The sequence below is a fragment of the Tunturiibacter psychrotolerans genome (assembly GCF_051013365.1).
Lineage (GTDB): Bacteria > Acidobacteriota > Terriglobia > Terriglobales > Acidobacteriaceae > Edaphobacter > Edaphobacter psychrotolerans_A.
Window position 1 is genome coordinate 4,539,606 of sequence record NZ_CP132941.1, and the last position, 17,471, is coordinate 4,557,076.

Below are 17,471 nucleotides of genomic sequence, written 5' to 3' on the forward strand. Positions count from 1 at the left end.
TTGCAACCGGTTTTTTTGTGCCGGGTGCGACGTATAGTGAAGCATGGAACGGTCCCTGGCAGTTCGTTTGAACCCAACTCGCCGTGATGCGGGTGTGTCTTTGGCAGTTTCGCCGTCGCTGATTGACGAGCGTTTTGACCATGATTCGTGTGGTGTGGGTTTTGTTGCCTCTGTCGATGCTTCGCCTTCGCATTTGATTTTGAAGCAGGCCCTGACAGCGCTGAGCAGGCTGGCTCATCGTGGGGCGACGGCGGCTGATGGGAAGAGCAGCGATGGTGTTGGCGTGATGACCGCGATTCCGCGGTCGCTGCTGGTGAAAGCTGCAAATCTTTCGATCGGGGACACTCAACTGCTTGGTGTGGGGATGCTGTTGATCCCGGTGGAAGAGACGCGTGCTGAGGAGGTTCTTCAGAGGTGTCTGCTGTCGCATGACTTCGAGATACTTTGCTGGCGCGACGTTCCGGTTCGAACCGAGTGGCTGGGAGAGATGGCGCTGGCGACGATGCCGAAGATTCGCCAGGTACTGATTGTGGACTCGGCGGACGCAGAGGCCGGGACGATGGAGCGGCGGTTGTACCTTGCGCGGAAGCAGTTCGAGCGAGCGCATGAACGGGGAGATGTGACGGGCTATGTGTGCTCGTTGTCGTCGCAGACGATTGTTTATAAGGCGATGTGCACGGGGAGTTTCCTGCGCGATTTTTATCCGGACCTCGCTTCGGAAGATTACGTTACGCCGTTTGCGGTGTTTCATCAGCGGTATGCGACGAACACGCTGCCGACCTGGCATCGCGCGCAGCCCGGGCGGAATCTGGGGCACAACGGAGAGATCAATACCGTGTGGGGGAATCGCGCGCGGATGGACGCTCGCGACTCTACACTACCGGTGGAGTGTAAGCCCGTCCTGACGCAAGGCGGAACTGACTCGACGAGTCTGGATGAGGCGGTGGAGTTGCTGTCTCAGAACGGTAGAACGCTGGCTGAGGCGATTCGCATGCTGCTGCCGCCTGCGACGGATGGCCATCATGAATCTTCGTTCCTGCGATATCACACGGATTGCGCGGAGCCGTGGGATGGTCCGGCTGCGCTGGCGTTCAGCGATGGACGCGTGGTGGGTGCGGCGTTGGATCGGAATGGACTGCGGCCTTGTCGATTCGCAATTACTAGTGCGGGGCTGGTGGTTGCGGGGTCGGAGGCGGGATTGGTGGATCTCGATCCGGAAGAGGTGACGCACAGCGGACGGTTGGGGCCGGGGCAGATGCTTCTGGTGGATCTGGAGAAGCACAAAGTTTATGAGGACGAAGAGCTTCTGGAGCTGTTCGATGCGGGGGCGACATACGCCAAGCTGGTCGAAGATACTCCGCTGATTGCGGCTGCGGCGCCGGTGGTGGATTCTGTTGCGTTGGCTGGGGTGCAGCGTGGGTTTGGATATACGCGCGAAGATGTGAAGATGATTCTTCAGCCGATGGCGCTGGAGGGTAAGGACGCGGTTTATTCGATGGGCGATGATACGCCACTCGCGTTCCTGGCCCGATCGCCACGTCCGATTTACGCATACTTTCGGCAGCGGTTTGCGCAGGTGACTAACCCTGCGATCGACCCTTTGCGCGAGGCTTGCGTTGTGCAATTGCACACGCGGCTTGGCCCTTGGCCACACATGCTGGATAAGAACGCTCCCTTGCCGGGGCTCTCCTTGCCTTCTCCGTTTCTGACGCTTGGGCAGGTGGAGGCGCTCCGGGCGGGTGAGTATCCGCACAAGGAAGAGCTGAAGTTGGCTGAGCTGCAATCGGTGTTTGATGCGGAGAAGACGCTGACGCAGGGGCTTGATGAGCTGTGTATGCAGGCGATCAAGCTGGTGCGTGAGGGCGCTCGGATTTTGCTGCTGTCTGACCGAAGTGCGAGTCCGGACAGACTGCCGATTCCGATGGCGATGGCGACAGGCGCTGTGCATCATTCGTTAGTGGATGCTGGGCTGCGCACATTGGCTGGGCTTGCTGTGGAAGCGGGAGATTGCAGGGATATTCACCATGCTGCGGTGTTGATTGGGTATGGGGCTGGAGCGGTCTGTCCGTGGCTTGCGCTCGAGACAGGCAGGAGTCTTGCGCCTGCGGGGACAGATGCAGCGGATGCTGAGCGGAAGATGATGAAGTCGCTTGATGCGGGTCTGGCGAAGGTGATGTCGAAGATGGGGATCTCGGTGGTGGATAGCTATCGGGGGGCGCATCTGTTCGACATTCTTGGCCTGCACTCGAGTGTGGTGGCGCGATGTTTCTTTGGGACACCGGCACCGCTTTCAGGAATTGGATTTGCGGAAGTGGAGCGGCAGTTACGTCAGACGTGGATTGCGGGCGAGAGCGCTGTTTCGGCTACAACGGATTTGCCGGATTATGGATGGGTTCGATTCCGGAAGGCGGATGTTTCGGAGCCGCATGCGTGGCAGCCGCCTACGGTGAAGGCGTTGCAGTCGGTCGTGGGGAGCGCGCGAAATGTGCCGCAGCCTACCGATCCTGCGGGTGCGTTTGCGATCTATACGCGAGATGTCATTGCGCGTGATCCTGCTGTGTTGCGGGATCTGCTGGAGATTCGTCCGGCTGGGCCTGAGCTGGCGTTGAATGATGTGGAGCTGCCGGCTAGTCTGTGCAAGCGCTTTGTGGCGAGTGCGATGTCTTTGGGATCGCTGAGCCCGGAAGCTCATCAGACGATTACGGCTGCGATGAATATGCTGGGCGGCCGGTCGAATACTGGGGAGGGCGGCGAGGATTCGGCAGTGTATCGGCTGCATCCTGCGGGCGCAGACAAGGTTGATTCGGATGGAGGATTGAGCCTTGCGGCTCGGTCTGGCGGAGGTGTTGCTGTCGCGGAGGCTGCGGTTGAAGCGCCTGCGGTGCATGTGTCGTTGAATAACAAGATTAAGCAGATTGCGTCGGGGCGGTTTGGCGTGACGGCGGAGTACCTGGCGCATGCTGAGGAGATTGAGATCAAGGTGGCTCAGGGGGCGAAGCCTGGTGAGGGTGGGCAGCTGCCGGGGCATAAGGTGAGCGGGTTGATTGCACGCTTGCGGCATGCGCAGCCTGGGGTGTCGTTGATCTCGCCGCCGCCGCATCATGATATTTACTCGATCGAGGATCTGGCGCAGTTAATCTATGACCTGAAGCGAGTGAATCCGCGGGCTGCGATTGGGGTGAAGCTGGTGTCTGGTTGCGGCGTTGGCACCGTGGCTGCCGGTGTGGCAAAGGCGTATGCGGATTACATTGTGATCGCGGGGAACACTGGCGGGACGGGGGCGGCGGCGCTATCGAGTATCAAGTATGCGGGGAATCCGTGGGAGCTTGGGCTTGCTGAAGCGCAGCAGGTGCTGATGCAGAATGGAATGCGCGGTCGTGTAAGGCTGCGGACCGATGGCGGGCTTGCTACCGCGCGGGATATTTTGATCGCGGCACTTCTGGGCGCGGATGAGTATGCGTTTGGGACGGCAGTGCTGGTAGTGCTTGGTTGCGATATGGCGCGGCAGTGTCACCTGAATACTTGTCCGACGGGAATTGCGACGCAGAAGCCGGAGTTGCGTGCGAAGTTCCGCGGAAAGCCGGAGCATGTGGTGCGGTTCTTCGAACAGCTTTCGGCGGATCTGCAGCATCTGCTGGCTCGGTATGGGCTGCCTTCGATTGAGGCGGCTATTGGACGGTCCGATTTGCTGGAGCAGGTTCGGTTCGATGGGAATCTCGACCTGCAACCGATGCTGGCGAGAACCTCGGATGGACCGAGCCGGTTTATGGGTGTGCGGAACAATCAACCATTGGCGGGGCCGCCGCTCGATGAGGCATGGGTTGCGCCTGCGATGGCGGCGATCGATGCAGGGAAGGCGTTCGTTATTGATTCGAAGATTGCCAATTGCGACCGGGCTGTTGGTGCGCGGCTGGCGGGCGAGATTGCGCTGCGACGTGCGCAGAGTGAGTTGGCTGCGGATGTCACGTTTAATCTGACCGGAACGGCTGGGCAATCCTTTGGCGCATTCACGGTGGACGGGATGAAGCTGGTGCTCGATGGACAGGCGAACGATTTCGTCGGTAAGGGACTGTCGGGTGGCGAGCTCGTGATTCGGGCGCGCGGACTTGCGGCCAAGGATAGCGGAAGCCACGTTATTCTCGGCAACGTGGCTCTGTATGGCGCGACCTCTGGAAAGCTGTTCGCGGCAGGCCGAGCTGGAGAGCGGTTTGCGGTTCGGAACTCGGGCGCAGTTGCCGTGGTGGAAGGCGTTGGAGATCATGGGTGCGAGTACATGACTGGCGGAGTGGTTGCGATTCTCGGCCGGGTCGGAATGAACTTTGGCGCCGGGATGACAGGCGGTCTTGCGTGGATTCTGGATGCCGACGGCTCCTTCGTGTCGGGGCTAAGATATCATCCAGAATTTATTGAAGCCGAGTCATTTAGCTCTATCGACGCTGATTCGCAGGCGAGTCTGAAGGCCTTGATTGAGGAGCACGTAAAGGAGTCGGGCAGCGGGCTTGGACAGGCGACGTTGGCTGATTGGAACAATAGGGCTGCGGCGTTTGTTCGGTTGACTCCGCGGCCTCAGGCTTAAGTCTGCGCGCGTGCCCACCTATGGGTCATGGCGAATTAATGATGGTGTGTTTCTGGCACTGGCGTTGGGCAGGTATGGAATCTTGCCCAACGGCGGAGCGCCAGATGAAAGAAACAGGAATTGCATAAAGATTCATTTGTGGGGAATGAATCACAATTCATTCTTGGCAAAGTCGCTTTGATTCATTAGAGTGACGGCACCGGAGATTTCCGGTTTGAGGCCTGGACTGAAACGATTAGCGAAGAAGACGAGGCCTGAATCCATTAAGGCAGATGCGCCCGCAACGGGACCTGGGAGCGAAAAATATCAACGCATTCTGGATGCTGCGGTGGAGGTCATCGCGGAGCATGGATATTTCAGCTCACCGGTGAGTGCGATTGCAAAGCGAGCTGGCGTGGCGGACGGGACGATCTATCTCTACTTCAAAAGTAAGGATGACGTGCTGCGGACAGCGATCGATTCGACCTTCGATAAATTTCATCGGCAGGTGGAGGACGAGTTCAAGACTCTGAAAGATCCGCGTGAGCAGTTGGAATATATCGCGCAAGTTCATTTGGAGAGTCATGCGGTGAATCGGAGCATGGCTGTGTTGATGCAGACCGAGGTGCGACAGAGTGCGAAGTTTATAGCGGAGTTTTCTCATCATCATCTGGTGAAGTACATCCAGGTGGTGCGCGAGGTGGTGCGTAGGGGACAGCAGGAGGGAATCTTCCGGCGCGATGTGTCGGATGGTGTTGTGGCGCACTGCATGTTCGGGGCAATTGACGAGTTGCTGAGCTCAGCGGTGTTTACCGGGCGGGTTTATGATTCGAAGGCGACGGCCGCCCAGGTGATGGATGTGCTGCTGAGTGGGATTCAGGCGAGATGATATTGGGAGAAGACGGCGAACTTAAGCCGGTCGATCGCTCTATTCATGGAAATTAGGAAAGCAAGCAGCGGCGGCTGCAGATATGGGTTCAGGGAGAGACGATGTTTGATTTTGTGACGTTGAGTGAAGTTCTGGAACGGGCTACGGGGCGGGGTAGTACGGCAGTGATGCTGGGGCAGGAGGCGGATGGAACGTGGAAGCCAATTAGTTCCGATGAGCTTTATGGTCGGGTGCGGGCGCTGGCGGATGTGTTTCGCGGATGGGGAGTGGGTAAGGGCGATCGGGTGGCGATTCTCTCGGAGAACCGGTGGGAGTGGCCGGTAACGGACTTTGCGACGCTGGCGATTGGAGCGGTGGATGTGCCGCTTTATCCGACGCTGACGCCGGAGCAGATCGGGTACATGCTGCGGGACTCGGGCGCGAAGGTGGCGGTGCTGTCGTCGCGCGAGCAGTACGACAAGCTGTTGGCGGCGGGGGATCTGCCTGAGCTGGCGCATGTGGTGATTATGGATGCCGGAGAGTTTCCGAATGCAGAGAGCTTCGGTGCGTTGATGGAGGGAGCGAAGGCAAGACAGCAGAAGGATGCTGGGTTTGGTGGGATGCTAAAGGCGATCAAGCCAGAGGATCTTGCGACGATTATCTACACGTCGGGCACAACCGGAGAGCCGAAGGGCGTGATGTTGACGCATGGAAATTTGACGAGCAATGTGAACTTCTCGACGGGGAAGATGGGATTTTCGGAGAAGGATAGCTGTATCTCATTTTTGCCGCTGTCGCATGTGACGGCACGGCACACCGACTATGCGTTGCTTTGCTACGGGGTGAAGCTGGCTTATTGCGCGAAGTTTGATCAATTGGCGGCGGCAATGAAGGTAGTGAGGCCGACAGTGTTTCTGGCAGTGCCGCGAGTCTATGAAAAGATTCGGCAGGCGGTGGAGGCGAAGTCGGCGGCGTCGCCTGCGAAGCTGAAGATTCTGCGCTGGGCGCTGGGTGTCGGGAAGAAGCATCGGGCGGAGATACTGGTGGGCAAGACGCCGAGTTCGCCTGGTTGGAAGATTGCGAACAAGCTGGTTTACTCGAAGATTCGCGAGGCATTTGGGGGGCGTGCGGAGGTATTCATCTCGGGGGGCGCGCCGCTGGGGATGGATTCGGCGGGATGGTTTGCGGATGTGGGGATTCGGATCTTTGAGGGGTATGGGTTGACGGAGACGTCGCCGGTGATTGCGGTGAACTATCCGGAGGCTCATCGGATCGGGACTGTGGGCAAGGCGCTGGGGAATGTGCAGTGCAGGTTTGCAGAGGATGGGGAGCTCGAGGTGAAGGGGCCCTCGGTGTTCATCGGGTATTGGAAGAAAGAGAAGGAGACAGCTGAGGTCTTTACTGCGGATGGGTGGTTCAAGACCGGGGACATTGGGAATATCGATAAGGACGGGTATCTGTCGATTACGGATCGGAAGAAGGAGCTGCTGAAGACTAGTGGAGGAAAGCTGATCGCTCCGCAGCCGATTGAGAATAAGCTGAAGGCGAATGTTCTGGTGGCTCACGCGGCTCTGGTGGGTGATAAACACAAGTTTGCATGTGTGTTGATTTCTCCGAACTTTGCTGCTCTTGAAGGATGGGCGAAGGGGCAGGGGATCGCTGCGGCAGACCATGCGGCATTGGTGAAAGACGCGAAGGTGGTGAGGGCCTATCAGGACATCGTAGATAAGGTGAATATGGGGCTGGCGAACTTTGAGAGCATGAAGCGGATGAGCATCGTGCCGGAAGAGTGGAGCGTTGAGGACGGAACGCTGACGCCGAGTATGAAGTTAAAGCGACGTGTGGTGGAGCAGAAGTATGCGAAGGAGATCGGAGACTTCTATGCGGATGAGGCGACTGCATCGAAAGTATGATCCGGAGTTGTTCAGAGTGACGGTTTTGCGGGTGTTGTGTGTGGCGACACTGGCATGTGGGGTCTGTCTGGCGCAAGTTGGGCCACCGGTGTGTGCGGTGCCTGCGGCGAAACAGGTTCCGAGTTTGCGGCCGCAGGTTGCGCCACGTCCTACTGTGGCAGCAGCGGTGGCTACGGCGGAGACTGCTGCGGCGGATCCGACGATGATGGTGGCGGCGGAACCGATGGAGAACTTTGGCGTGGCACGGTATCGGCTGGAAGACTACGCCGACTGTGTGGGGACAGGCGGGTGCTACTGGGCGGATTTGGATGCGCAGGCGAAGAGAGCAGAGGCTGAGCTTGGGCGGCTGATTGCTACTCGGAAGGCAGGGGAGAAACTTGCGCTGGTTCTGGATATTGACGAGACTTCGTTGACGAACTACTGCGAGATGAAGCGGGAGGATTATGGCTTCATCTCTACGCCATTCAATGAGTGGGCTGTTTCGTCAGCGGCGGATATGGCGATACCAGGGACGCTGCGCCTGTTCAATGAAGCTCGGACAGAGGGACTAGAGGTCTTCTTTATTACGGGTCGGCCGGGAGAACAGAAAGCCGCTACGGCGAAGAATCTGGAGGCCGCAGGGTACAAGGGATGGAAGGGACTTGCTCTGCGAGAAGGGGCTGAGAAGACGATGGCAACGGTTGAATATAAGAGCGAAGAGCGGAAGAAGATTGTCGATGCCGGGTATCGGATTGTGATGAGCGTTGGGGACCAGTGGAGTGACTTGAATGGTGAGCCGAAGGCAGAGATTAGTGTTAAGCTGCCGAATCCCTTTTACTATTTGCCTTGAGGGTTAGGAGAGAGGCTTGAATTGGGGACTTTAGTATCAAGCGATAGGACGATGTTGCGGCGAGCGAGCAAGGTGGGACGGAAGTTTTCGAATCCTGTGCCTACTGTCATCGGTGGGTTGGGTACGATCTTCAAGCTGCTTCCGCACTATTTGACGAACAAGGCAGAGACGGCACCAGCGCGGCCGCTGGGACCATTCAGGACGGACGTTTCGATTTATGCAAAGGCTTCCGAGAGTGGGCTGCGAGTGACCTGGATGGGACACTCGTCTCTGTTGGTGGAGATCGACGGTGTTCGGTTGTTGATCGATCCGATGTGGGACGAGCGGGCATCGCCGACGAGTTGGGCCGGGCCGAAGCGGTTTTTTGCTCCGACTATGCGCCTGGAGGAGTTGCCGTCTATCGACGCAGTGCTGGTGTCACACGATCACTATGACCATTTGGGAGAGGCATCGATTCGTGGGCTTGCAGGGATGGTGTCGATGCGCGGGGCGAAGTGGGTGACTTCGTTGGGAGTGGGTGAGGAGTTGCGACAGTTCGGCGTAGAGGCGACACGGATCCAGGAGATGGATTGGACGGAGAGCGTGAATGTCGGCGGGGTGGAGATTACGGCGGTACCTACGCGGCATTTTTCCGGGAGAAGTCTGTTCAATCGATTTGAGACGCTGTGGTCGGCGTTTGTGTTGAAAGGGCCAAAGCATACGGTGTACTTTGGCGCAGACTCGGGGTGGTGGGAGGGGTTTGCGGAGATCGGCGCAGCGTATGGGCCGTTCGATCTGACGATGCTGGAGATCGGAGCGTTCGATGTGCTGTGGGATGGGATTCACCTCGGGCCGGATGGCGCCGCGCGGGCGTTCGAGGCACTGGGCGGTAGAGGGTTGATGATGCCGATTCATTGGGGGCTGTTTGATCTGGCTCTCCATGCGTGGCGTCAGCCGATTACACGAATCGTGGAATTGGCTGACGAAAGAGGGATCAAGCTGTGGGCTCCGGAACCGGGGCGGCCGACTGAGGTAGTGGGTGGAGATGAGGTGCGGTCGGATTGGTGGCGGTGAAGTTGCGATGCTTGACGCAGATTCTTCATAACGAACTCTTCAGGTCTTGGCGTCGTGCGCGCATCTTCGCTATTTCGTTTGATTGAAGGTCGATCTTCAGCTCGTCTCTGATCTTGACGGTGCCGCACGCTCTCTAAACGGTTGAATGCCGAAGGTGATGATTTGAAGAGAGCAGAGTATGATTTCGCTGATGTCAAAAGGAGAGATTAATGAGGATTGGAATGTTGACCGGTGGTGGGGATTGTCCTGGGCTGAATGCGGTGATTCGGGCTGCGGTGCGCAAGGGAATCTTGCATCATGGGGATGAGTTTGTCGGGTTTATGGAGGGGTGGCGAGGCGTGCTGGATGATGTCACGATGCCGCTTACGCTCGAGACGACGTCAGGGATTCTGCATCGCGGCGGGACGATTCTGCGGTCTTCGCGAACGAATGTGAAGAAGATTCCGGGTGGTTTTGAGAAGTGCGTTGAGGTGCTGGGAAAGCACAAACTGGATGCGCTGATCGCTCTGGGTGGGGACGATACACAGTCGATCAGCCTGGCGTTAAGCGAGAAGGGTGTGAAGTGTGTTGGTGTGCCGAAGACGATCGATAACGATTTGAACGGGACCGATGTCTGTTTCGGATTCGATACGGCGGTGAGTATTGCGACGGAGGCGGTGGATCGGTTGCACTCAACCGCGGAGGCGCATAACCGGGTGATCGTGTGCGAGGTTATGGGGCGAGATGCGGGATGGATTGCGATTACGGCGGGCATCGCTGGGGGCGCAGATGTAATTCTCGTGCCGGAGGTGCCAATTGATATCGAAGAGGTTTGCCGGTTGGTGAAGTATCGGCGTGAGCATGGCAAGAAGTTTTCGATTGTGGTCGCAGCGGAGGGGGCGCAGTTTCCAGAGTCGGGACAGGCGACGCACGGAACGGCTGTCGATTCGTTTGGCCATGCTCGGCTGAGCGGGATTGGTCAGGCGCTGGCCGAGGAGATTGAGAAGAGGACCGGGTATGAGACCAGGAGTGTGAATCTAGGGCATACACAGCGCGGCGGGACGCCTTCAGCCTATGACCGGATGCTGGCTACGCGGTATGGAGTGGCGGCGATCGACCTGGTGCATGCGGGTAAGTTTGGCCGGCTGGTGGTGTTGAAGGGAACCACAATCACGGATATTCCGCTGGCAGAAGCAATCGCGAAGAACAGGACGGTCGGGGAGGACTTACTGGCGGTAATGAAGGGGTTACAGCCGTTAGCTTCCAGTTAACGGAAGGCGATTTTTGTTGTGCCGGTAGACAAAAGGGGGTACAAAGAGGGTGCTGGGTGTTGCTCTACACTCAGCATCCATTGTGCACTGCTTTAGGTCGAACGGAGACTTGTGATGGCTGTGTCAGTACAGGCAACGGTGCGTGAGGTGATGGACATCCGGCAGGCGTCGGAATATCTGGGCATCAGTGGGGACACGTTGTACCGATATGCTTCCGAGGGGTTTATTCCGGCGTTCAAGTTGGGGAACCGGTGGCGGTTCAAGAAGACGCTGCTGGATACCTGGATGGATGAGAAGTCGGGCGTGAAACCGCCTGCGCCGATTGCAGTGATGCCCAAGCAGAGAAAACCGGTTGCGCGGGCTCGGTAAAACGGATTGACTCCACAGCTGCTGGCACTACAACTTAATGGGTACATTGTCCTGTTTGGCGCCGTTGCTGTTGCGGCGTTCTGGTTCGCGATCAAGCTTTTCTGGTCGGTGGCCAGGAAGCCGTGGTACAGCGTGGTGGCGCGGCTGGTGGGTGCACTGGTATTGCTTGGGTTGGGAGTCGTGATGATTTTCTTTACCGCCTTCGGGAGCTGAATGGCAGCGGTTGCCGGCTCGTTCCGCGAAGGTTGCGCGGCCAATATGGGTGGGCCGATAGGCTAGGCCGATTGCAGGGTGATGACCGTGATTTCAGGGGGACAGTTCAAGCGGAAGGGGAGACCCACGGTGCCGATACCACGGTTGACGTAGAGCTGCATTCGATTGAAGCGGTAGTGCCCTTCAGGGTACTTTTCCCCGTATGGAGGCAGGATAAGCGGGCCCAGAAAGGGCAGACGAATCTGGCCGCCGTGGGAGTGGCCTGAGAGCATGAGATCGACGAGGTGGCCGCGGGGGTGGGCCATGACGGTGTCGGCGTAGTCGGGTTCGTGGGCCATGAGGATGACTGGACCGTCTGGCTTGGTGGGGAGTGCGAGATTGAGGTCGGGAGTGCTCTGGCCTGGATCATCGACGCCGCAGAGCCAGAGACGATCCCCGTTGCGCTCGATGGGAACATACCGGTTGACGAGAACTGGTGTGCCTCGGCTGGAGAGCGCCTCGACCACCATAGGAGCGTTGACGGCGACGTCATGATTGCCCAGGATGCCGTACCGTAGAGGCGCAGTGAGTGTGGCGATAATCTCGGCGCATCGGTGCGCGGCGTGTTTGCCGGCTACGAAGGTGATAGAGCCGTGAGTGATGAAATCGCCGGTAAGGAGCACGAGGTCGGGATTCAGGGTGTTGACCTTGCTGATGATCCGCTCGAGGAAGAAGGGTTCTGTGTATTCGTCGAGATGGATGTCGCTGAGCTGAACGATGCGGTAGCCGTTGAAGGCGGCGGGGAGATTCGTGATGGCGATGGGTCGATGGACGATGTCCACTTCGTGGCGAGCGATCTCCCCGGAGTAAAGGGCTAAAGCCGCGGCGGTAGTTCCGGTGCCGATGAGAAAGTTGCGTCGAGTAAAGCGCGACGGCTGAACGGATTGAGAGCCGGGCATACTTCATGATACCGGGAGAAGGGGCATAGGACCAAAGGCGGCTTGGCGACCAGGGAGTTGGGTAGAATCAAAGGTGATGAATTTCAGCTTGAGAAAGAAGAGAACCGGCGCTGCAGCGAAGGCATCTGGCGTCGATGGAATGTTGATCACGCATCTGCCGGATGTTCGGTATCTTTGCGGCTTTACGGGCTCGAACGCAGTGCTGGTATTGATGGGTGGGCGAGCGACGCTGTTTACCGATGGGCGATACACGATACAGGCGCGTGCAGAGGCAACTGGAACCAAGGTCGTAATCACCAAGAAGGCAGCGGTGATTGCGGCATGTGAGTGGATGGAGTCGGCTGGGGTAAAGCGCTGTGGGTTTGATTCGGCGCATATGACGGTGGCGTCTCTGGAGACCATGCGCAAGGCAGTGTCGGCGAAGGTGCGGCGGGGAATGTTTGTGGCGGTAGGGCCGATTGTGGCCGGACTGCGAGAGGTGAAAGACGCTGACGAGATAAATCTGGTACGGACCGCTGCTTTGGTCGGGTGCGATTTGTTTGATGGAATGCTGACGTATCTGGAGGCAGGGCTGACTGAAACTGAAGTCGCGGCGACGCTGGAATATGCGGCGAGGCTAGCGGGCGCAGAGGGAATGTCGTTCGATACGATCGTTGCGAGTGGAGAGCGATCTGCTCTGCCGCATGGGCGGGCCACGCGGGCAAAACTGCCGAAGCAAGGGTTCGTGACATTGGACTTCGGTGTTATTCTCGACGGATATTGCAGCGATATGACTCGTACTGTTCACCTGGGCAAGGCATCGCGGGATGAACGAGACGTGTATGATTCTGTGCTGGAAGCGCAAGAGGCTGCAGTCGCCGCTGTGGCCCCGGGAGTGACTGCCGGAGAGGTGGATGAGGCGGCCCGGAGCGTTTTGCGGAGGGTGAAGCTGGATAAATACTTCAGCCATTCTACCGGGCATGGTGTTGGGTTAGAGATACACGAAGGACCGAGGCTTGCAGCGAAACAGACGCAGGTGCTACAGCAGGGAATGGTGATTACAATCGAACCTGGCGTTTATATGCCGGGACGGTTTGGGTTGCGCATTGAAGATATGGTTTTAGTGACGGCCAATGGCGGTGAAGTGTTGACGCCGAGCGTGAAGGCCTGGGTTGAGCTCTAAAAAAAACGAGATGGTGCCGCAAGAGGCACGGGAAGAGACATGATGGACGGAAATAAGTTAAATGAGCTGCGCGAACTGGTCGAGTTTCTGAAGGCGAATGAGATCGCCGAGTTCGATATGGAGCAGGACGACTTGAAGGTGCGGATCAAATTTGCAGGTGAGCCTGCGGCTGCTCCCGCTGGCGGATTCGATATGGCGCAGTTGAGCCGGTTGATGGCCTCGGCGCCTGCTCCGGCCACGGTTGCTGCCACCGTTCCTGTAGCGTCGACCGCTGCTGCTCCGGCTGCTGAGATCGAGGAGAAGCTGCATGAGGTGAAGTCGCCTATTGTCGGAACATTTTATGAATCACCGTCTCCTGGCGCGCCGGCGTTTGTGAAAGTGGGGGATCAGGTCGAGGTCGGGCAGGTGCTTTGCATCGTCGAGGCGATGAAGCTGATGAATGAGATTGAGGCTGATGTGGCCGGTGAAGTCGTGAAGCGGATCGCATCGAGTGGGCAGCCGGTGGAGTACGGGCAGCCACTGTTTGCCATCAAAGCGCGTTAAGAGACAGTAGCGATTCATCAGCAAAGTTCGATGGAAGGCATCTCGAGTTTATGTTTCGTAAGGTTTTAATTGCCAATCGTGGGGAGATTGCACTGCGCGTGATCAGCGCGTGCAAAGAGATGGGTATCCGCACGGTTGCGGTGTACAGCGAGGCGGATCGGAATTCGCTGCATGTGCGGTTTGCCGACGAGGCGATCTGCATTGGGCCTCCGCGTTCCGCGGATAGCTATCTAAACGTGCCGGCGGTGATCTCTGCGGCTGAGATCGCAGATGTGGATGCGATTCATCCTGGGTATGGGCTGCTGAGCGAGAATGCAAACTTCGCTGAGGTGTGCCGGGCTTCGAATATCAAGTTCATTGGCCCTCCGCCAGAAGTAACCCGGATGATGGGGGAGAAGTCTACGGCGCGGCAGACGATGAAGAAGGCGAAGGTGCCGATTCTACCGGGATCGGACGGGGTGATCGCGGACGAAAATGAGGCACTGGAGTGGGCCAGGAGCGTTGGATATCCAGTGATCTTGAAGGCTGTCGCCGGCGGCGGCGGTCGTGGGATGCGTATCTGTCGGAATAAAGAAGAATTGCCGGGGATGTACCAGCAGGCCTCGACTGAAGCGGCGAATGCGTTCGGCAACGGCGATATGTACATGGAGAAGTTCATCGAGCGGCCCCGGCATATCGAGTTCCAGGTGCTGGCGGATGAACATGGCAATGTGATGAGTCTGGGCGAGCGAGAGTGTTCGATCCAGAGGCGCCATCAGAAGCTAATTGAAGAAGCTCCGAGTCTGATGGTGACTCCGAAGCTGCGCGAAGAGCTCGGTAAGACGATCAAGCGCGCTCTAGAGAATATTGGGTATTGGAACGCTGGGACGATTGAGTTTTTGATGGATGAAGATGGCAAGATTTACTTCATCGAGATGAATACTCGGATCCAGGTGGAGCATTGTGTCACCGAGATGGTTACAGGAATTGATCTCGTCAAAGCGCAGTTGCGGATCGCGTCGGGAGAGAAGCTGACCTCGATCATCACGAAGCCGGTGGAGATTCGTGGGCACGCAATCGAGTGCCGGATCAACGCGGAACATCCAGAGAAGTTCACGCCGAGCGCGGGTAAGATTACGGCGTTCAATTTGCCGGGCGGTAATGGGGTTCGGGTGGATACGGCGCAGTATGCCGAGGGTTTTGTGCCACCGTATTATGATTCCTTGATTGCGAAGCTGATCTGCCATGGGGCCGATCGCGAAGAGGCAATGAACAAGATGCAGCGGGCGTTGAGCCAATTTGTAGTGCAAGGGATTCACACGACGATTCCTCTACACGAGAAGATCTTCGCGGACAAAGAGTTTCGCTCAGGCCAGTTCGATACGAAGTTTATGGAACGATTCTTCGAACGGCAGAAAGATAGCTAGTCGGTGGAAGCGTGACGTATACCTGGGCGCTACTCGCTCTTCAAATGGATGCGTGGGTGAAGCTGTTCGAAAATCATGACCATCGCACGACATCTTAGTTATGAGGCAAATGACGCGTTCTGTTCCAGGTTTATACGCCATCATCGACGCTGGGGTGTTGGTGAAACGGGGCGCCGACCTGAGCGATTTTGCTCGTGCAATCCGTGACGCGGGTGTGCAGTTGGTTCAATATCGCGACAAAGAAGCTGCTCCGCAGACGATTCTCCGCAATGCAGAGATTATTCGTGACATCTTCGCAGGGAGCGGGTGCGCGCTGATAATGAATGATCGCGCAGATCTGGCGGTGATCGCCGGGTGGGATGGAGTTCACGTTGGGCAAGGGGATATTTTGCCAGAGGATGCACGCAGGGTTGTGGGAGCGGCGCGTTGGGTTGGGGTGTCAACGCACACTGAAGAACAGGTACGGTTGGCCGAGTTGAGTTGTGCCGATTATATTGCTGTGGGACCGGTGTTCGCTACAGGGACGAAGCGGGACGCTGAACCGGTGATTGGGCTGGCGGGTGTAACGCTGGCGCGGGCGTTGACGACGAAGCCGCTGGTTGCGATTGGTGGAGTGACCAGGGCAAATGCGCGAAGTGTGATCGAAGCGGGAGCGGATTCGGTTGCGGTGATCAGTGCCTTGATTGACGAGGGGAAATCAGTCGAAAAAGTGGCGAGAGACTTTCTCGATGTTTTACGGTAGAACAGACGAACGTGAATCTTGTGAAAAAAACTGAACTGGACGAACCACGATTGCAGCCGGTTGACGGAGGAGGAACGTCGTCGGCTCCTCAATTTGTGCAGGGGATGGGGTTATTTTCGGCGACCGCGATCGTGATGGGTTCGATGATCGGGTCTGGTATCTTCATCGTTTCGGCGGATATGTCGCGTGGGTTAGGGTCGCCCGCACTACTGATTGCGGCGTGGCTGGTGACGGCGGCAATGACCATCATTGGCGCGCTGAGTTATGGAGAGCTGGCGGCGATGATGCCGAAGGCCGGCGGACAATATGTTTATCTGCGCGAGGCACTTGGGCCGCTATGGGGTTTTCTTTATGGGTGGACGTTGTTCCTGGTTATTCAGACAGGGACGATCGCAGCGGTTGGGGTCGCGTTCGGGAAATTTCTTGGTGTTTTCTTTCCGAGTGTGAGTGCGCAGAACTGGATCTTCCATATTGGGCATGTTCCTGCGTGGCACGTGGGGCCGATGGTTCTGGGCAACATGGACATTGGATTGAATACGGCGAACCTTTCGGCGATTGTGGTCATTACACTGCTGACGCTGCTTAATACGTTCGGTGTGAAGATGGGTGCGGCGGTGCAGAATGTCTTCACTTCTGCGAAGGTGCTGGCGTTGGCGGCGGTGGTGCTGGTCGGCGTGTTGGCGAAGAATTCGGTTGCTATTGCGGCGAATTTCGGTGCGGGATGGCATAACTTCTGGGCTGGGGCGGGGTGGCATACGGTGCATGCGGTGCAGGTAGGGGTGGGTGGACCGACCGCTTATGTGGGCTTGTTGACGATGGTGGCGGTCGTTCAAGTGGGATCACTGTTCAGTTCGGATGCGTGGAACAACGTCACGTTCACGGCGGGGGAGATCAGGAATCCGAAGAGGAATCTGCCGTTGTCGCTGGCGATTGGCACAGGTGTTGTGGTGCTGCTGTATGTGTTGTGCAACTTCGTCTACCTGAGTGTGCTGCCGATGGTGGGTGATCCCGCGGCTACGACGATTGCGGGGCGAGGGATTCAGTTTGCGTCTGAAGACAGAGTTGCGACCGCGGTGATGGAGCGGGCCTTTGCCGGATATGGTGCGAAGCTGATGGCTGCGGCGATTCTGGTCTCGACGTTTGGATGCGTGAATGGGATGTTGTTGGCCGGAGCGCGAGTTTATTACGCGATGAGCCGCGATGGATTGTTTTTCAAATCGGTGGGCAGGCTGAGCGAGCGGTCCAAAACTCCGGTGAATTCATTGTGGGTGCAGTGGGCGTGGACTTGCTTGCTGTGTCTGTCGGGGAGCTATGGGCAGTTGCTGGACTATGTGATTTTCGCTGTGCTGGTCTTCTACGTTATGACGATTGCGGGTTTGTTTGTGCTTCGTCGTAAGCGGCCGGATGCTGTGCGACCTTATAAGGCGTTTGGGTATCCGGTACTGCCGGCGCTCTACATCGTGATGGCTGTTTGGATTTGTGCAGTACTATTGCGTTACAAACCACAATACACTTGGCCAGGTCTTGTGCTGGTTCTGCTGGGAATACCTGTTTATCTGGTATGGACTCGGATGCTACGGTCTCAGCCGATTGAGATGACGGCAAACGAAGGGTAGTGAAAGTTTCAGGA

At 57.5% G+C, this 17,471-nt stretch carries 14 protein-coding genes; 13 read left to right on the forward strand and 1 reads right to left on the reverse strand.

The genetic code is table 11. From position 1 onward, the window contains the following. Nucleotides 1-43: 43 nt before the first annotated feature. The 8 genes from RBB76_RS19170 to RBB76_RS19205 all read left to right on the forward strand — a co-directional run bounded on the left by RBB76_RS19170 (nt 44) and on the right by RBB76_RS19205 (nt 11,050). Nucleotides 44-4,576 carry a glutamate synthase-related protein gene (locus RBB76_RS19170; RefSeq protein ID WP_429629303.1) on the forward strand — a complete coding sequence of 1,511 codons (4,533 nt, stop codon included), beginning with the start codon at nt 44-46 and terminating at the stop codon, nt 4,574-4,576. Nucleotides 4,577-4,790: 214 nt separating this feature from the next. Then, nucleotides 4,791-5,444, forward strand: a complete 654-nt coding sequence (locus RBB76_RS19175) for a TetR/AcrR family transcriptional regulator (RefSeq protein WP_429629305.1) — start codon at nt 4,791-4,793, stop codon at nt 5,442-5,444. A gap of 101 nt (nt 5,445-5,545) precedes the next feature. Next, on the forward strand, nt 5,546-7,336 hold the full coding sequence (locus RBB76_RS19180; protein ID WP_429629307.1) for an AMP-dependent synthetase/ligase: 1,791 nt from the start codon (nt 5,546-5,548) through the stop codon (nt 7,334-7,336). After that, entirely contained in the window at nt 7,305-8,165 is an 861-nt protein-coding gene (locus tag RBB76_RS19185) for an HAD family acid phosphatase (protein ID WP_429629309.1), read from the forward strand. The genes RBB76_RS19180 and RBB76_RS19185 overlap by 32 nt, the downstream gene beginning before the upstream one ends. Before the next feature lie 21 nt (nt 8,166-8,186). Beyond that, nucleotides 8,187-9,218: an MBL fold metallo-hydrolase gene (locus RBB76_RS19190; protein WP_433963454.1), complete on the forward strand. Its 1,032-nt coding sequence runs from the start codon at nt 8,187-8,189 to the stop codon at nt 9,216-9,218. Between the two features lie 209 nt (nt 9,219-9,427). Next, nucleotides 9,428-10,468 carry a 6-phosphofructokinase gene (locus RBB76_RS19195; protein ID WP_183979517.1) on the forward strand — a complete coding sequence of 347 codons (1,041 nt, stop codon included), beginning with the start codon at nt 9,428-9,430 and terminating at the stop codon, nt 10,466-10,468. A gap of 114 nt (nt 10,469-10,582) precedes the next feature. After that, nucleotides 10,583-10,837, forward strand: a complete 255-nt coding sequence (locus tag RBB76_RS19200) for a helix-turn-helix domain-containing protein (RefSeq protein WP_429629313.1) — start codon at nt 10,583-10,585, stop codon at nt 10,835-10,837. Between the two features lie 6 nt (nt 10,838-10,843). After that, complete coding sequence (locus RBB76_RS19205) at nt 10,844-11,050, forward strand: hypothetical protein (protein WP_429629315.1); 207 nt, start codon at nt 10,844-10,846, stop codon at nt 11,048-11,050. Nucleotides 11,051-11,112: 62 nt separating this feature from the next. Here the strand turns inward: RBB76_RS19205 and RBB76_RS19210 are convergent, their stop codons facing one another. Beyond that, on the reverse strand, nt 11,113-11,988 hold the full coding sequence (locus RBB76_RS19210; RefSeq protein WP_429629316.1) for a metallophosphoesterase: 876 nt from the start codon (nt 11,986-11,988) through the stop codon (nt 11,113-11,115). An 88-nt stretch (nt 11,989-12,076) separates the two neighbouring features. On the opposite strand from RBB76_RS19210, the gene RBB76_RS19215 reads away from it, so the two are divergent. From RBB76_RS19215 to RBB76_RS19235, 5 genes are all read left to right on the forward strand, one after another. Beyond that, the gene (locus RBB76_RS19215; RefSeq protein WP_429629318.1) at nt 12,077-13,150 is read left to right on the forward strand and encodes a M24 family metallopeptidase; all 1,074 of its coding nucleotides are present in this window, start codon (nt 12,077-12,079) and stop codon (nt 13,148-13,150) included. Between the two features lie 42 nt (nt 13,151-13,192). Further along, the gene (accB, locus tag RBB76_RS19220; RefSeq protein WP_429629643.1) at nt 13,193-13,693 is read left to right on the forward strand and encodes an acetyl-CoA carboxylase biotin carboxyl carrier protein; all 501 of its coding nucleotides are present in this window, start codon (nt 13,193-13,195) and stop codon (nt 13,691-13,693) included. Between the two features lie 50 nt (nt 13,694-13,743). Continuing rightward, nucleotides 13,744-15,099, forward strand: a complete 1,356-nt coding sequence (gene accC / locus RBB76_RS19225; RefSeq protein WP_429629320.1) for an acetyl-CoA carboxylase biotin carboxylase subunit — start codon at nt 13,744-13,746, stop codon at nt 15,097-15,099. Nucleotides 15,100-15,208: 109 nt separating this feature from the next. Beyond that, nucleotides 15,209-15,841, forward strand: a complete 633-nt coding sequence (thiE, locus tag RBB76_RS19230) for a thiamine phosphate synthase (RefSeq protein WP_429629321.1) — start codon at nt 15,209-15,211, stop codon at nt 15,839-15,841. Between the two features lie 104 nt (nt 15,842-15,945). Continuing rightward, on the forward strand, nt 15,946-17,457 hold the full coding sequence (locus RBB76_RS19235) for an APC family permease (RefSeq protein ID WP_429629644.1): 1,512 nt from the start codon (nt 15,946-15,948) through the stop codon (nt 17,455-17,457). Nucleotides 17,458-17,471: the final 14 nt, after the last annotated feature.

Coding starts and splice junctions, on each gene's coding strand:
- RBB76_RS19170 (WP_429629303.1), top strand. CDS start 44: ATGGAACGGTCCCTGGCAGTTCGTTTGAACCCAACTCGCCGTGATGCG.
- RBB76_RS19180 (WP_429629307.1), top strand. CDS start 5,546: ATGTTTGATTTTGTGACGTTGAGTGAAGTTCTGGAACGGGCTACGGGG.
- RBB76_RS19185 (WP_429629309.1), top strand. CDS start 7,305: ATGCGGATGAGGCGACTGCATCGAAAGTATGATCCGGAGTTGTTCAGA.
- RBB76_RS19195 (WP_183979517.1), top strand. CDS start 9,428: ATGAGGATTGGAATGTTGACCGGTGGTGGGGATTGTCCTGGGCTGAAT.
- RBB76_RS19200 (WP_429629313.1), top strand. CDS start 10,583: ATGGCTGTGTCAGTACAGGCAACGGTGCGTGAGGTGATGGACATCCGG.
- RBB76_RS19210 (WP_429629316.1), bottom strand. CDS start 11,988: ATGCCCGGCTCTCAATCCGTTCAGCCGTCGCGCTTTACTCGACGCAAC.
- accB (WP_429629643.1), top strand. CDS start 13,193: ATGGACGGAAATAAGTTAAATGAGCTGCGCGAACTGGTCGAGTTTCTG.
- accC (WP_429629320.1), top strand. CDS start 13,744: ATGTTTCGTAAGGTTTTAATTGCCAATCGTGGGGAGATTGCACTGCGC.
- thiE (WP_429629321.1), top strand. CDS start 15,209: ATGACGCGTTCTGTTCCAGGTTTATACGCCATCATCGACGCTGGGGTG.
- RBB76_RS19235 (WP_429629644.1), top strand. CDS start 15,946: ATGGGGTTATTTTCGGCGACCGCGATCGTGATGGGTTCGATGATCGGG.